A 15632-nucleotide genomic window follows, 5' to 3' on the forward strand; every position below is an offset into this window, starting at 1 on the left:
CCAGGGTATTGGCCGGGCTTGAAAGCCCGGGACTCGTTATTCGCCGACGCTGATCTTCAGGCCGGCCGCTATCGCAAAGGGTGCCAGGGTCACGGCCAGCGCCGTCAGGCTGGCGAGCCAGAGCAGGTGGCCGGTTGCTGGCATATTCTGCAACGCCGCTTGCAACGCACCACTGCCCAGGATCAATACAGGGATATACAACGGCAGAATCAGCAATGCCAGCAGCAAACCGCCGCGTTTCAGACCGACTGTCAGCGCCGCACCCACCGCGCCCAGCAGGCTCAGCACCGGCGTGCCCAGCAGCAGCGAGCCGAGCAGCACCGGCAGGCAATGGCTAGGCAGCCCCAGCATCAGCGCCAGCAGCGGCGCCAACAATACCAGCGCCAGCCCGGAAAAGATCCAGTGTGCCAGCACCTTGGCCAGCACCAGCAGCGCCAACGGGTGCGGCGACAGCACCCACTGTTCCAGCGAGCCGTCCTCGAAATCGCTGCGGAACAGGCCGTCCAGCGACAACAGCACCGCCAGCAGCGCCGCCACCCAGACCAGGCCTGGCGACAAGGTTTGCAACAATTGGCTTTCCGGGCCGACTGCCAGCGGGAACAGCGCAACCACGATGGCGAAGAATACCAACGGGTTGGCCAGCTCGGCCGGGCGGCGGAACAGCAGGCGCGCTTCTCGGCGCAACAACAGGATGAATACGCTCATGCCGCCCATTGCCCCAGGTTCAGTTCACGGTAACCGGAGGGCTTGCGTTCCAGTGTGTGGTGGGTGGTCAGCACTACTGTGCCGCCCTGCTCGCAGTGGGCCGCCAGGTGCGCCTCGAGCTGCGCCACGCCCTGCTTGTCGAGGGCGGTGAAGGGTTCGTCGAGGATCCACAGCGGCGGGCTGGCCAGATACAGCCGGGCCAGGGCCACGCGGCGCTGCTGGCCGGCAGACAGGGTATGGCACGGCACGTCTTCGAAACCACGCAGGCCGACGTCCGCCAGTGCCGCCCAGATCGCTTCGCGGCTGGCCGGCTGGTGCAGGGCGCACAGCCAGGTAAGATTCTCTTCGGCGGTGAGCAGGTCCTTGATGCCGGCGGCGTGGCCGATCCACAGCAGGATGCTGGCCAGGGCGTGGCGCTGCTCGGCCAGTGGCTTGCCGCCCAGCAGGATCTGCCCGGCCGTCGGCTGCATGAGCCCGGCCAGCAGGCGCAACAGGCTGGTCTTGCCGCTACCGTTGGGGCCGCTGATCTGCAGCATGTCGCCCGGCCGCAGCTCAAAAGCGAGATGCTCGAACAGCAGGCGCCAGTCGCGCTCGCAGGCCAGGCCCGCGGCTTGGAGGTGAAGGGTCACGGTTTCGCCTTATCTTTGTAGGGTTCCGGAGCGGTGTCGCCTGCTTCGCGGGCACGCCCGCTCCCACAAGGTTTCACGCAAGGCTTGAAAGCTGCGCAAGACCCTGTGGGAGCGGGCATGCCCGCGAAGCAGGCGACACGGCACTGAAGCCCTGTATCTCAAGTCGCCCCACTCGCTGCCGTTATACTGGCAACGACGGACGGTCGGCATTATTACACGCGCCGCCGCGCTGCCAAGAGGGCGGGTTCGACAGGTTGTATACAATCATGACTGAAATCAATAGTCTCGGCGCACAAACCGCGATCAGCCCCCAGGCCTTGAAGGCAGGCATGACCGGCGAACTGCTGCGCCTGACGCAACCGCAGCCCGGCTTGATGGCCCCCGGCGAAACCGCACAGGCCGAGGTCATGTCGTTGCGCCAGGTGGGCCAGGATTTCCAGCTGGTGCTGCGGCTGATGCAGGCCAACGGCACCCAGACCCAGCTGCAAGCCAGCGCCAGCCAGCCCTTGCCCCAGGGCAGCCAGGTCACCGTCAGCCAGACCGAAAGCAACCGCCTGGCGATCATGCTGCAGCAGGCCAGCGCCAGCCAGGTCGCCACCCTCACCCAATTGGACACCAGCAAGGTGCCGGTCGGCACCCTGCTGCAGGGCAAGGTCCTGACCAACCAGGCGCTGGCCCAGGCGCCCGGCCAGCCCGCCGTCTACCGGGCGCTGGTCAGCCTGCTGAACAGTGCCCAGGCCGGCGCTACCTTGAGCGTGGACAGCCCGCGACCGCTGGCCGTCGGCAGCCTGCTCAGCGCGCTGGTGCAGGGCGACCAGTCTCTGCGTTTTGTACCGCTCAGTGGCCGCCAGGACCAGCTCAGCATTGCCCAGCAGCTGCTGACCCAGCAAAACCGCCAGGCTTCGCTGCCCGGGCTGCTCAATGCCCTGCAACAGGTGGCGCGCGATCCAGGCGCCGATGGCGAACTGCGAGCAAGCGCCGAACGCCTGCTGGCCAGCCTGCCGGAAGCCCGGCAACTGGGTGATACCAAGGCAGTGGCTCAAGCCTTGAACAACAGCGGTGCCTTTCTCGAAGCCAAACTGCTGGGCGGCTTCCCGGCCAGCGTCGCCACCGACCTGAAGGCGCACTTGCTGCGGCTGATCGCCGTCGCACCGGCGAGCGTACCCGGAGCACCCAACCTGGCGCCCGCCAGCCTGGTCGTCACCATGCCGGCCCTGGCCCGCAGTGCGCTGGGCATGCTCGAACGGGTCAGCCCCAAGCCGCAACCGGGCGCATTCCCGCTGCCATCGCGCCTGCTCAAGGCCATGGAAGACGAAGGCGACCTGCAACAACTGCTGCGCCTGGCCGCCGCTGCGGTTTCGCGCCTGCAAAGCCATGCCATGAGCAGCCTTCAACAAACCGGTACGCTGGAAAATGGCAACCTGCAGACCACCTGGCAAACCGAAGTGCCGATCCGTCACGGCCAGGAGTTCATCCCGTTGCAGGTCAAGCTGCAGCGCGAGGAAACGCCACAACAGCAGGCCGACCGCCAACAGGAATCAGCCGACCCACTGCAAGCCCTGTGGCGTATCGAGCTGGCTTTCGACCTCTCGCCCCTTGGCCCGGTGCAGGTCCAGGCACAACTGAGCCAAGGCCGCCTGGGTGGCCAGCTTTGGGCGGAACGCGAGGCGACAGCCCGGCTGATCGACAGCCAGCTCGGCAGCTTGCGCGAACGCCTGTTGGCGCGGGGCCTGGATGTGGGTGATCTGGAATGCCATCCTGGTATCCCGCCACAAGGCCCGCGTACGCGGGTAGAACAACGCTGGGTGGATGAGAACGCATGACGCACCAACCTGCACGGCAGGCAATTGCCCTGTTCTACGACGGGCAGCAAGCCCCTACCCTCACCGCCAAGGGCGACGATGCGCTGGCCGAGGCCATTCTGGCATTGGCCCGCGAGCACGAAGTGCCGATCTACGAAAATGCCGAGCTGGTGCGCCTGCTGGCGCGCCTGGAGCTGGGGGACCAGATACCGGAGGCGCTGTACCTGACCATTGCCGAAATCATCGCCTTTGCCTGGCACCTGCGGGGCAAAGTGCCCGCGGGCTTCGATGACGAACCTGCCGCCCCAGAGGCAACCCCACCGCTGCTCGGAAGGCTGCTGCCCGGAGGCGAAGGCGCCTGACCGCCATGGTATTCATGCAAATTGCCTTTTTGCGCCATCTTGGTAACGTGCCGTTCAAGGTCAGGCGCTTGGCGATGTAAGGAATACTGTAATGCGTACCATCTGGTTCTTGCTGCTCCCGGGCACCCACATCCTTGATCTCGGCGGCCCGTTACAAATCATGGCGAGCCTCGAAGAACTCCAGCTGGCACCGGTCAACGTACGTTGCATAGCCGCCAGACAACAGGTCAGCAGTTTCCAGGGCGTGACATTGAGTGGCCTGCACCAGTTGCCTGAGCGGCTCGCACCGCAGGACTTGCTGTTCGTGGTAGGCAACAAGCTCTCTGCGACACCCGCCGAAACAGCGATATTGACCGCCACCGCCCTGTGGCTGGCGAAGGTGGTCAGGCAAACGCCGGATATAAAGCTGTGCTCCATATGCACCGGTGCGTTCCTGCTGGGCGAAGCTGGCTTGCTGGATGGCCGGCAATGCACCACGCACCATCGTTATGTCGACTTGCTTCGGTCGCGCTACCCAGCAGCCAAGGTGCTGGAGAACCGCCTGTTCGTCGAGGACGATGGCGTGTTCACCTCGGCAGGCGTGTCCAGCGGAACCGACCTGGCGTTGCACATCGTCAGCCTGGAATTTGGCAAGGTAGTGGCCAACCAGGTGGCGCAGGAGCTGGTCATCTACCGTCGCCGCGCTGGCGAAGATGTGCAACTGCGCGCGGCTGACCTGGCGCGCAACCACATCCACCCGTTGGTGCATGCGGCCCAGGACTACATCGATGCACACCTGGGTACCCACTTCAGCTTTGAACAACTGGCCAGCCAGTTCAATGTCAGCTACCGGCACCTGGCGCGGCTGTTCCGCGATAATACCGGTCAAACGCTGCAGAGCTACCTGCGCACCCAACGCATCGACCTGGCCCGTGAACTTTTGCGCAGCAGCCACCTGAACGTGGAACAGATCGCCGAACGTTGCGGCTACGGCAGCAGCCATGCCTTTCGCCTGGCATGGCGTCAGGAAATGCCGCAACCGCCACTGCAGTTTCGCCATGCTCTGGCCCACGAGGGCGCCTAGATTTCGACTGCTATCGCTCGCTTATCGCAGTCGGGGCGAAGCTTTCGGTGAAAAACTCCACCACGGCCCGGCGCGACGCGTCGCGCGCTGCCGGGTCAGGTGCCGAACGCCCCACGCCGCCCTGGCCACGATGCAGGAACGGGTCCTGATACTCCTGGGCGGCCTCCAGCCCATTGAAACCGTGCTCTGCGCCGGGGTAAACCAGCACCTGCGCCCGCGCCTGGTCTTCGCTGGGCAGGGTTGAAATAAGCGACGGGCAGGCACCCGGGTCATCGTCGTACTGGTCGTTTTCTCCTACCAGCACCAGCAAGCGCGCCGGGGCCAGGTGCTTGAAGGTATAACCCGGCACATGGTTGTAACCCCAGCACACGGGGTAGAACGCGGCCATCGAGATGGGACGTACGCCTGAGGCTTGCTCCAGCTCGTCATTGATGGGTGCAGAGGCGGCGAGCATGGCCTGTACGCCCCCCCAGGAAAACCCGAGCACCCCCACGCGGTGGCCGTCGACGCCAGGCTGCTTGGCCAGGTAAGCCAGGGCGCCTGCCAGGTCCGACAGGGTATCGTGCACGCGTGGCGGCCGCCCTTGTGCTCCGCCTGTGAGCCTGCGCGCGCCCCACATGTCCAACTCCAGCGTTGCGATGCCGCGGGCATTCAGGTCACCGCCATGCAACGGACCGCGCGAATCCATCCCCGCCGAGCCATGCAGGATGATCACGGCCGGTACCGGCCCCGCGGCTTTGGCCGGCAGCGACAACACGGCCGGAACCCGAATCGGTATCGCCTTGCCAGCGGATGGCAGTGGCTGACTATAGAAAGAGACCAGCCGTTTGCTGACCGTGGCAACGGTGCCGCTGTCGCCAGCGGCGACCTCAGCCCGGGCCGTTGCGAACTGAAGGGCGCAGCCCAGCACCAAGCTGATGGCCATTACTTTGAACATCTGGTTACCCCTGAACGTCATGAGCGGGTGTTGAACCGGCACCCGTTATCGAAAATTGACGGCGCCCGGCATCAGCCGCACATCGCCAGTACTGCCAGGCCGTCGACATGCCATTGGGTGAATGCCAACGGGTCGAGCATCGCCATGCCCGTCATCACGCAACTCGCCAGCGCGAAAGCCACGGCATAGAAGCGCACTTCCTTCACGCAGGCCGTGCCATACACCGCGATCAGTGCAAGGATCTGCACCCCCACGGCGAACACGCCAATGCCGAATCCTGAAGCGAGCAGTTCAGTCATTGAACACCGCGTTCCGGGCACGGCCGACCGGCACTGTCATGGATGGTTGCAAGGACACGGCGTGGAAAGCCTGTTGCAGGTCGGCCTTGATATCGTCCACACGCTCCAGGCCGACGCACAACCTGATCAAACCATCCGTGATACCCGCCTGATGCCGCGCCTGTGCGTCCAGCCGCCCGTGCGTGGTTGTGGCCGGATGCGTGACCATGCTGCGGGTGTCGCCAATGTTGGTACAGCGCGCCACGCAACGCAGTTGGTCAATCCATTGCCAGGCTGCGGCCTGGCCCCCGACGATCTCGAAAGCCAACAGCCCGCCATGGCCGTCCTGCTGGCGGCATGCCAATGCGTGCTGGGGGTGGTGCTCGAGGCCGGTGTAATGCACCGCCGTCACCAGGTCCTGATGGGCAAGCCAACGGGCCAGCTCGAAGGCGCTCTCCTGCGCCCGCATCATCCTGACTTCAAGGGTTTCCAGGCTTTTGAGCAGCAGCCAGGCGTTGAACGGGCTGCAGGAAATGCCCAAGGTACGCAGAACACCCCGCAACACCTGAATGAGGCTTTGCGAACCGGTCACGACGCCCGCCAAGGCACGCCCTTGGCCATCCATGTACTTGCCGGCGGAGTGGATGACCAGGTCCGCTCCCAGTGTGTGGGGCCGCTGAAAAACCGGGGTAAGCAAGGTGTTGTCCACCACCAGCAACGCGCCTTTTTCATGTGCCAGCAAGCTTATGGCGCGGATATCACCGATTTTCAGCAGCGGATTGGAGGGCGACTCCAACACCACCAGACGGGTCCTGCCGTCGATTGCCGAGGTCCACTGCGCCAGGTCTGTCAAATCGACGAACCGGGCCTCGATCCCGAACCGGGCCATGTAGTAGCTGAAGGCATTGACGGTAGTGCCGAACACGTCACGGCTGCAGACAATGTTGTCACCTTGCTGGAGAAAGGCGTGACAAAGCGCGGTGAAAGCGCCCATGCCGGAAGCGAACGCCACTGCGCTTTCAGCGTTTTCCAACGCTGCCACACGGCTTTCAAACGCTTGAACGGTCGGGTTGGTGAACCGGCTGTATACATTGCCCTGCTGTTGCCCGCTGAAGCGCTCGCAAGCCTCTTTCGCTGAAGCGAAGGTATAGGCGGACGTCATGGCCAAAGGCTCGCAGAACACATCGGACAGGTCACTGACCCGGTGAGCATGCAGCGCCCTGGTTGCATTGAAATCAGTTGCGTTGAAATCATCCAGGCCAATCACGGTAGATTGCATGGGTTTGCGCCTCCTTGTTTGCATTGAACAATGGGCAATTGATTGGTGGACTATTCAGGTTCGGCGAGTTGAGCGGCCAGGGTTTCGCTTGATGGGCGAACCGCTATCAGCCACAACGATGCCAGGGCAGCCACCGCCGTGGCCGTGGCCAGGCCGGCCAAGGTCAGCTGATAGCTTTGATGCCGGTCGAAATCCAGTGCGCCCAGCTGCGTGGCAACCAACGCGCCAAGTTGATGTACCAGGAACAGCATCCCGAACACCTTGCCTTTGATTTCGGCGCCATACAGCGCGAAGCAAAAGGCAGACGTGAGCACCACCGTTCCGAGGTAACTGGCGCCAAACAGCACAGCGAACACGTAGGTTCCGAGAGGCCCAGGCGTGGTCAGCAGCACGATGACCGCAGCGGTTCGCAGCAGGTAGAACATCATCAGCAGCAGCCCCTTGTTGTAGCGGGTGGCCAACCAGCCCGCCAGCAGGCCACTGACCAGCTCCAGCACACCTAACAGGCTCAGGCCGCTGGCCTGTACCGAACTGGGCAGCGCCTCACCCTGCCAGAACGACACCAGGTGAACATCGATGAACGCCATGGTGGCACCACAACTGGCAAAACTGAGGGCCAGCACGAAGAAGCGCGGATCACGCAGCAGAAACGTCACCGGATGCCTGACCTTTGCCGCCTGCGGGTCCGGCTTCAACGGCACGGTGCGGGATACCCAATACAGCGCCAGGCTCAGAGGCACCAGGAAGATCAGGCCAACCCAGGAGAACACCGACTGCCAGGGCACGCTCTGCTGCAGCATGATCCACAACGGCGACAGCACGATGAAGCCGATGGAGGTGCCGTTGGTGACGAATGCGAAAGCGAAGGCCTTGAACCGTTCGGCGACCAGGCGATCGACCAGAATACCCATGGGTACATAGGTCATCGCAGCAAGGGCAAAGGCGCCGAGCAGGCCATACAACAGGGTGAACACCAGCAGGTGCGAGCCCGCGAAGGTCACGCCCAGCAGCACCACCCCGCCGCTGACACTGCCCAGGGCCACCGTGCTCAAGGGGCCGACCCTGTCGCTCAACCAACCCACCACAGGCGATACCAGGCCGATGGTCAGGACGAACAGCGATCCTGCCGTGGCCAAGGCTGCGCGCCCCTCGCCAAAGTGGGAGGCCAGGTCGACGAAGTAGACCTGGTACAACCCCTTCAAGGCGCTGGACAGGAACATCACCACGAAGCCGACTACCAGCACCGAGACGATCAAGGTAGAGCTGAATTTCTGTTTCATGGGCAATCCTTATCGTGTGGGCATTACACCGCCTCGGCTTGCGGAGCTCGGCAATACGCCTGGTACATGTTTTCGTACATCGCGTAGAACAGCTGGCAGGTGTGGTCTACCGCCTGCAACGCCTCTTCCTGCATCTGCGCCGTGGTGCACAACTGCGAGACAAGGTCCAGGCCTTCATTGACATGGCCCACGTCTTCCTTCTGGTGTACCGAAAAGAACAGCAAGTCTTGTTCGGCCAGGCCATAGGCACGCCCCAGCAGCACATGCCGTGCATCACCTGCGACGGTCTCGAGGTTCTGCCCCTCGCTGGCGATCATCACTGCTGCCGCACCAATGTGATAACGCGCCGGGTCACGTACCGCTTGCAGGCGGAAATCGATCAACTCCCATGTAGCTGGCAGCGGTTGCTCGGCATCACGCTCGGCATCGCTGATACCGAGCGCCCTCAGGAAGTTCTGCATGAGCACGACATGATTGTCGGTGCGGGACAGCCGACCGGTTTCTTCTTCGAAACAATTGGTGATCAGCGCCCGCTTGTGAGCGGGCAGCGGGCAGTGGAAGAACAAGTGCTCGACATAGGTCAGGAAATACTTGGTGAGCTGGTAGCCTTGCAGCGCGACCTTGCGCAGCAGCGGCCTGTTGCCCTCAGGCGCAAGCAGTTCCTTGAAAATCGGGTGGGACAAGGTCAGATGGTGGTGCAGCTTCTGCTCCAACTGATCGCGAAAGTCTGCGGTAGATAAGGCCATTGGGGGTGTTCCTTGGGTCAGAAAGGCGGGTGCCGTTGACGGCGATGGCCGCAGGCAGTGTCGACGAAGGGCAAGTCAGTTCAGGTTGAGTCGCAGCGCAAGGCCTTCCACGGACTGGGCCATGTAATGGCCGCGGTGCTTCACGCCGTCGACCCGTGCGTAGTCGTCCAGCACGCCGTAGGTCTGGAACCCGAAGGTTTGCCATAACCGGTGCGCCCGGGTGCCCTCGCGTACATCCAGGGTCAACAGCTCGATACCTTGGGCCTGGCACAGGCGCACGACTTCCCTGAAAGCCCTTGCCACCAGGCCGGTCCCGCGATAGGCCGGATGCACCACGCCCTTGCTCAGGTCGGCAATATGCCGGCAGTTCGGCATGCTGCTACGCGAAACAATGACCAGGCAGGCAGGCCCGGCCATTGCCTGGCCGAGCAAGACGTGGGTATTGCCGCCTTGGATGCGCTCTTGCAACGCGGCAGTGAATTCGACGCTCTGCCCGGCAGACATCTTGTGCTCGTAACCCAGAACACCGCCATCGCCAACCGTGCTGTTGATGAGTTGCATGATGGCCGGCGCGGTATCGCTGTCGGCCTGGCGCAACCACTGCAACTGTGGCTCGCCAGGGGCCATCTGCTTTGAAGAGAGGGTGTTCATTGCGTAAATCCCTTGTGCGTACAAGCAGGGATTTAAACGTTTAAGGGCGACGGCGGGTAAGAAGGGAACCGGACAGGAAGCGGAAGGATAGTGACATGCACGACCAAAATGCCATCAGCGCCAGAGGGCCGGGGGGGGACGAGATCGGCCAGGCCGCGTACCGACATATCTACCACCGCTTTTCCGTACCCCTGCTTCAACCTTGCCGGCTTCCTCTCAGCGCAAGGGTACCCCCATGCATTCGACTCGCATCAACGTGATGGGCACGCATTACGTTATAGACCACCTCGGCCATGTGCCTCGCCCCGATCGTGAAGCCAACCGCGCCATCCGCCAATGGCTCGCGCAGCAAGGCCATGACCTGGATCCTGACCAGCTCGACGTCGTTACCCTCAACTACTGCCCGGACGGTGCAGGTGGCCAGTTGGCCGCGATCAGCCAACGCACCAGCCTGCCCCAGGCACTGCTGGGCAACTGGCAGGGCGAGTCGGCCAGTGACCTGTTCGGCAAGCTGCTGCAAGCACCGTGGGCAGGTACATTGCCCGCAGGCCCGCTACGGTTGGTGGACACCCTCCCGGCACCCGCCTTCAATAACTACGGGGCACCCTTCGAAGTATTCAACGGCCTGTTCCGGCGCACTGCCCCGCAACGCTACGACGCTTCCACCCATTTGCCGGTAAGCGCCGAAGCCTTCCAGCAGTTCATCACCCAACTGGATTTCCAGCATCCTTTCAAGGCGGCGCTGGATGCCTACTGGCGAGACCATCTGCGCAGTCACAGGCTGGCGCTGAAGCTCAATTTCATCGCAGCTTGCAATAAACAGGTCAGCGAAGGCAGCCTCAGCGAGCCGGCGCGGCAACTGGTCTGGCAAGCGGCCGGGCTGATGCCACGGCGCAACAGGCTGCGACGCAGCACGTTGAGCATCTACGGCTATGCAGCGACCGACCTGCTGTACCTGAACGACCCCGCCACAGACATGACGGTGCTGTACGTACCTGGCAACAGCTCACCGTTGCTGACGTTCAGCAGCGAACGAGAATTGAAGGCCTGGGTCGGCGAACAATGCAAAGACCCGACCAAACGCCAGGCCCTGAAACAGCACTTTCGCCTGGCCGATTGCCCGCAAGGTCTAGATTTCAGCGGCCTGGACACTGCGATGGAGGGGCTGGGTGCCTACCCTGAGCGTCACCTGCTACCGCCCGAACACGGCTATTTCAACGACGACGGCACCTGGCCGCCGCAGACCTATGTCAATTATCGACCTACCAAGTACAACCCAAGGATCAAGGGCGACCTGTTCCAGGCGTTGGCCGAGCGCCAGCGTCAGCGCAGCTACGACGATGCCGCGTTTCTGATCACGGCTGACAGCGAAGTCATCAAGGCCAGGTGGCGTGGCTACCTGGCCACTACGCTCAACCTGCTGGCGCCACTGTGCCTGGTGGTACCCGGCCTGGGGCCGCTGCTAGCCATCGGTGGCATCGCCCAGCTTGGCCTGGGGCTCGACCAGGCAATCAACGGCAAGTCACTGCAGCAGCAGCAGGAAGGCATCGGCAACATCACCTGGGGCCTGTTCAACGCCTTGCCCCTGGCGGCAGGCGCTGCCGCAAGGGCCCAGGCGTTGTTCGAATTCAAGGTCGAGGGTTTCGCGCCACCGATGCGGCTGAATGAACAGATCGGCTACCCCCTGAGCCCGCTCTCGCCACCGCGCTTCCCCGAGCCCGAGGGCGCACGCTATTTCCATATCACCGACCCGATAGAGCCACTGGAGGACGCTGACGAGGCGGTTGCCCACGCCGTCATTCGTACACCCCAGTACGATGGTGAGCCAGACACCCTGGCAGCGAACATCGATGGCTACAACGCCAGGGTGATCTACGACATGGAGCGGGACGTATTCATTCGGGCCGAAGACCTGAACCAGGTCGACCCTGTCGGCTTCGTGGCGGTACCCGGCAGCCGGAACCTGCGCCCCGCGCCGCAAGGGCGCGTGGTGACCCATGCGATGCGCAGTCGTACCTTGCGGGCGCTGGGCGTGGACCTGCCATTGCCGCTACAGGTGCCGGCCAGAGCCCCGGGCAGTTGGCCAATACCCAAGCACATCTCCTGCCTGTGGGTCGGTGACCAGATCATCGGCCCGGAGCTGCTGGCCAACCTGGGCCAGAACGCAGCGCGGTTGCAAGGCAGTGAATACAGCATGCGGTTGTTCCTTTCCAGCACTGCCCGGCAGGCGTATGCCGAAAACCTGGATCTGCTGGCCAGTCATGCCCCGGGCTTGCAGGTGCTGCCGCTGGAAGAGCAGGCCTTCTTCAGGGCTTTCCGCCAAAGCAGGTACTACGCGCAATACGACGCTGCCCTGGATGGCAACGGTGGTGTTGCCCGCAACTATGCATCGGCATGCGATGTGCTGCGCTACCCGATGCTGCACCACGAAGGTGGCTTGTACATGGATGTCGATGACACCTTGCTCGCGCCAGGCGAATACTCATTGATCATCGACGGGCAACCGGTAGGTGCCGCCGGTGAAACCATCGATAAGGTCGAGTTGAGCACCGACGCCAATGGGCTGCTGCTGGCACCGCCCATGTCCAATGAAAAGATGAGCATGAACAGCCTCTACAACTCCAGCCTTATCGGCAGCCACCCCGGCAACCCCACCTTGGAGGCCATTTCCGAAGAGATGTACGCACGCTACCAGCTCAATCGCGACTTCTACGACAGCAAGCCCAGCCTGGCTGAAGACCCGAGGAATTTCTATAAGTATGCCAGCCGCCTGAGCTACCTCACCGGCCCTGCCCTGCTAAGCGACGTGGTCGATCGGCAACTGCCGAGCCTGCGTATCCTGCGCCAGCTCACCAATCTCTATGGGATGCCGCGCATCAACGCCTACCGGTTCGTCGATCTGCCACGCATGCGCGATTCGGTAAGTACGCTCCTGCCCCTGAACCGCTTCGCCAGTGTCGGTGGCAACCATTCCTGGAGCCGAACATGAACCCGCGCCAACCTGTGGTCGGCGCAGCCGGTCAAGACTACATCAAGGCGATGCTGGGTTCCGTGCCTCGCCCAGACCGCAGTGCCAGTGCAGCCATCCGCGAATGGGCCAGCCAGCAGCGTCTGGACGTGGAACCCGACAACACGCTTGCAGTGACCTTGCATTGCAAATTCGTTCCCAAGCGGGGCTGGCTGGCCAAGATCGTCCAACAAATGAGCCTGACCGAAGCGCTGCTTGGCAACTGGCAGCAAAGCGGCTACTCCAAGGTTGCCGAGCAAACCGCGCAGCTGCTGCTAAGAGGCGGGACGGCCACCGTCGACTTGCTAGGCGTACTGGCGGAGCTGTCACTGCCACATGGTCGAGCGCCCTGGGCCCAGGCCTTCAGCCATGGTCAGGTGACGATCGTCGATGAATTGCCAGGAAGCGGCCTGGACCACGACATCGATGTGCACACCGAATTCCACGGCCTTTTTCGCCAGACCGCCCCCATGCGCTACGACGCCAGCACTTATGTCCAGTTCGATGCCAGGACTTTCCAGTCCTTCATCTGGCAACTCGACTTCCAGGGCGTATTCAAACGCCAGCTCGATGACTTCTGGGCCCATGCCGCCAGCCAGTACAGCGTCAGCGCGTGCATCGCATTCCTCGCTGCCTGCAACCGGCAGGCATTGCGGGGCAACCTCAGTGAACAGGGGCGCAGCCTGGCGTGGCGGGCGGCAGGCGTGGAACGCTGGCACCACGGCGCCAGCCTCAGTGCCAACGGGGTAGACGCCAGGCTGCTGAACATCAATGGCTACCCATCAAGCGACATCCTCTGCCTGAGCGATACGCGCAGCCGCCTGACCTTGCTGTACATACCGGGCAATGCGGCGCCGTTGCATGAGTTCGCCAACCCGGGCGCCATGCGTGCGTGGCTTGCCAGGCAATGCCGCGACGCCGACAAACGGGCGGCCCTGCTTGCCCACTTCAGTGCCTGCGATATTCCCGACAGGATCGGCCGGTCGGGGTTGCGTCGGGTACTTCAGGGCATGGGCGATTTCCCGCCCCGCCAGATCATCCTGCCTGCAACCAGCGTGTATCGCCTGGTCAGGGTATGGAACCCGCATACCCTGATCAACTACAAGGCAGACACTTACAGCCCACGCGTCGAACACAACCTGTTCGACGCATTGACGGTGGCCCAACGTCAACGCAGCCAATCCGACGCCGACTTCCTGATCACGCGCGACAGTGAAGTGACCAAGGCCGCATGGCGCAGCTATTTCTACCTGACCATGAACCTGGCCACACCGTTTCTGCTGGTGGTTCCCGGACTGCTACCCCTGGCTGCCGTGGCCGGGGTGACCCAATTTACAGTGGGCCTGGACCAGGCGCTGCACGGCAAGGACTTGAACCAACAGCTCGAAGGCGCGGAGCAGGCCGTGTTCGGCCTGCTGAACGCAGCCCCGGGGCTGGCGCGCGGGCTCAAGGCGAGCAAGGCGCTGTTCGGCCGACGCCCTATTGGCTTCATCAAACCGGTGAGGATCAATGGCCGCGTAGGTTACCCGCTGAGCCCGGTGTCGCCGCCACGCTGGCCCGGCCCTGCGATGACACCCTATTTCCGGGACCTCGCAGAAGCAGGTGACCAAGTGGCTGCCACCTGGCCCGGCGCCGACTCACACGTTGCCCGCTGCGTAACGCGGCGCAGGGCATTCGGCACGGGTGACGAACTGATCGGCGATGTGGGCAATGGCCCGCACCCGCTCTACTACGACGCCCGACAGGACAGTTTCGTGCTCAAGTACCCCAACGGCACACGCGGCGCCCAGCACTATGTGGCCAGCACCGACCCGCTGCAGCCCTCGATCAGCCGGCTGCTGCCCGATACGGACCCGTCGCGGGAAATCAGCCCGGCATCGCGCTCGCGTACGCTGCGGGCACTGGGTATCGATCTGCAGCTGCCCGTCGACCTCGACGCCCTGGGGACCGCACCAGGCATACCCGTCCCCAGGCAGGTTTTTCACATCTGGCTGGGTGACAGGACGATCGCCGGTGATTACCTGGCTGCGCTCCACAACAACGTACAGGCACTGCGCAACAGCGATTTCACGCTCAAGCTCTACCTCTCCAATGCAAACCCTCAGGCATTCGAACGCAACATGACCCTGCTGCAGCCCCGCATCGCCGAGGGGCTGAAGGTGGCGGTGCTGGAGCACCAGACCTTCTATCGCCAGTTCGAGGCAAGTGAATACTTCGGCCAGTACCAGGCTGCGCTGGAAGGGAATGGCGGTGTGGCGAGCAACTTCTCCTCGGCCTCGGACATCTTGCGCTACCGCGTCCTGCACAGCGAAGGGGGCATCTACCTAGATATTGACGACCATCTGCTGGTCGAGCCGGACGCAACCGGGCAGCTGCGGGCAAAGATCGACAGCGTACCGCTCACCACGCCACTCGACGGGCTGCTGCTGAGGAGCCCGGTGTGCAATGCGCAATTGGGCATGTATACCAGCTACAACACCAGCATGATTGGTAGCCGTGCTGGCAATCCGGTGCTGAATGCCATATCCGACGAGATACTGACCCGCTACCTCACCCCAGAGGGCCAGGCGTTCTACCAGGTCCCCAAGCCGCCGCGACAGTATGCGGCGGCATTCCAGGCCTATACCGAAAGGCTCAACACGCTGACCGGGCCTGCGGTGCTCAACCACGTGATCGACCAACGTCTACCTGAGCTGTACACCTTCAGGCAGGTGGCAGACCTGGCAAACATGCACACCCTGAACTACGACGCGCTGCTGGATGAAGCAGCACAACGGCGTGCAGAGCTGCGCTTGCTGCCACTGGAAGAGGTCGCAATGGCGGGGAACGCACAGGGCTACTGACTGCCGAGCGAGCCTGCACGGCCGCTGCAGCAGATGGCCGCCCAATGCTC

General features: G+C 63.2%; 13 protein-coding genes. 5 read left to right on the forward strand and 8 right to left on the reverse strand.

Translation table 11 applies throughout. The annotated features are described in order from the left end of the window. Positions 1 to 36: 36 nt before the first annotated feature. Positions 37 to 705, reverse strand: coding sequence for a heme exporter protein CcmB (gene ccmB, locus V3314_RS22330; RefSeq protein ID WP_012273477.1), 669 nt, complete (start codon positions 703 to 705; stop codon positions 37 to 39). Next, on the reverse strand, positions 702 to 1334 hold the full coding sequence (ccmA, locus tag V3314_RS22335; RefSeq protein ID WP_046614560.1) for a cytochrome c biogenesis heme-transporting ATPase CcmA: 633 nt from the start codon (positions 1332 to 1334) through the stop codon (positions 702 to 704). Before ccmA ends, ccmB begins: the two co-directional genes overlap by 4 nt. A 266-nt stretch (positions 1335 to 1600) precedes the next feature. Between ccmA and V3314_RS22340 the strand changes: the two genes are divergently transcribed. The 3 genes from V3314_RS22340 to V3314_RS22350 all read left to right on the forward strand — a co-directional run bounded on the left by V3314_RS22340 (position 1601) and on the right by V3314_RS22350 (position 4561). Beyond that, a complete protein-coding gene (locus V3314_RS22340; protein WP_338459654.1) occupies positions 1601 to 3157 on the forward strand; it encodes a flagellar hook-length control protein FliK in 1557 nt (518 codons plus the stop codon). Then, on the forward strand, positions 3154 to 3498 hold the full coding sequence (locus V3314_RS22345; protein ID WP_046614562.1) for an EscU/YscU/HrcU family type III secretion system export apparatus switch protein: 345 nt from the start codon (positions 3154 to 3156) through the stop codon (positions 3496 to 3498). Before V3314_RS22340 ends, V3314_RS22345 begins: the two co-directional genes overlap by 4 nt. 91 nt (positions 3499 to 3589) lie before the next feature. Further along, entirely contained in the window at positions 3590 to 4561 is a 972-nt protein-coding gene (locus tag V3314_RS22350; RefSeq protein WP_080958442.1) for a helix-turn-helix domain-containing protein, read from the forward strand. A 10-nt stretch (positions 4562 to 4571) separates the two neighbouring features. Here the strand turns inward: V3314_RS22350 and V3314_RS22355 are convergent, their stop codons facing one another. From V3314_RS22355 to V3314_RS22380, 6 genes are all read right to left on the reverse strand, one after another. After that, positions 4572 to 5498, reverse strand: coding sequence for a dienelactone hydrolase family protein (locus V3314_RS22355; protein WP_338459655.1), 927 nt, complete (start codon positions 5496 to 5498; stop codon positions 4572 to 4574). 71 nt (positions 5499 to 5569) lie between these two features. Beyond that, a complete protein-coding gene (locus V3314_RS22360; protein ID WP_046614564.1) occupies positions 5570 to 5797 on the reverse strand; it encodes a hypothetical protein in 228 nt (75 codons plus the stop codon). Then, a complete protein-coding gene (locus tag V3314_RS22365; protein ID WP_046614565.1) occupies positions 5790 to 7055 on the reverse strand; it encodes an aminotransferase class I/II-fold pyridoxal phosphate-dependent enzyme in 1266 nt (421 codons plus the stop codon). Before V3314_RS22365 ends, V3314_RS22360 begins: the two co-directional genes overlap by 8 nt. A gap of 50 nt (positions 7056 to 7105) precedes the next feature. Beyond that, on the reverse strand, positions 7106 to 8335 hold the full coding sequence (locus V3314_RS22370; RefSeq protein ID WP_046614566.1) for an MFS transporter: 1230 nt from the start codon (positions 8333 to 8335) through the stop codon (positions 7106 to 7108). A 23-nt stretch (positions 8336 to 8358) separates the two neighbouring features. Continuing rightward, complete coding sequence (locus tag V3314_RS22375) at positions 8359 to 9081, reverse strand: iron-containing redox enzyme family protein (protein WP_085691635.1); 723 nt, start codon at positions 9079 to 9081, stop codon at positions 8359 to 8361. A gap of 75 nt (positions 9082 to 9156) precedes the next feature. Then, entirely contained in the window at positions 9157 to 9732 is a 576-nt protein-coding gene (locus V3314_RS22380) for a GNAT family N-acetyltransferase (protein WP_338459656.1), read from the reverse strand. A gap of 235 nt (positions 9733 to 9967) precedes the next feature. Here V3314_RS22380 and V3314_RS22385 point away from each other — a divergent pair, with 235 nt between their 5' ends. After that, positions 9968 to 12721 (forward strand): DUF6543 domain-containing protein, encoded by a 2754-nt coding sequence (locus V3314_RS22385; protein WP_338459657.1) that lies wholly within the window; start codon positions 9968 to 9970, stop codon positions 12719 to 12721. Further along, entirely contained in the window at positions 12718 to 15582 is a 2865-nt protein-coding gene (locus tag V3314_RS22390) for a DUF6543 domain-containing protein (protein ID WP_338459658.1), read from the forward strand. Before V3314_RS22385 ends, V3314_RS22390 begins: the two co-directional genes overlap by 4 nt. Positions 15583 to 15632 lie beyond the last annotated feature (50 nt).

The organism is Pseudomonas sp. TE3-3-F2023 (assembly GCF_036784815.1).
GTDB lineage: Bacteria > Pseudomonadota > Gammaproteobacteria > Pseudomonadales > Pseudomonadaceae > Aquipseudomonas > Aquipseudomonas pudica.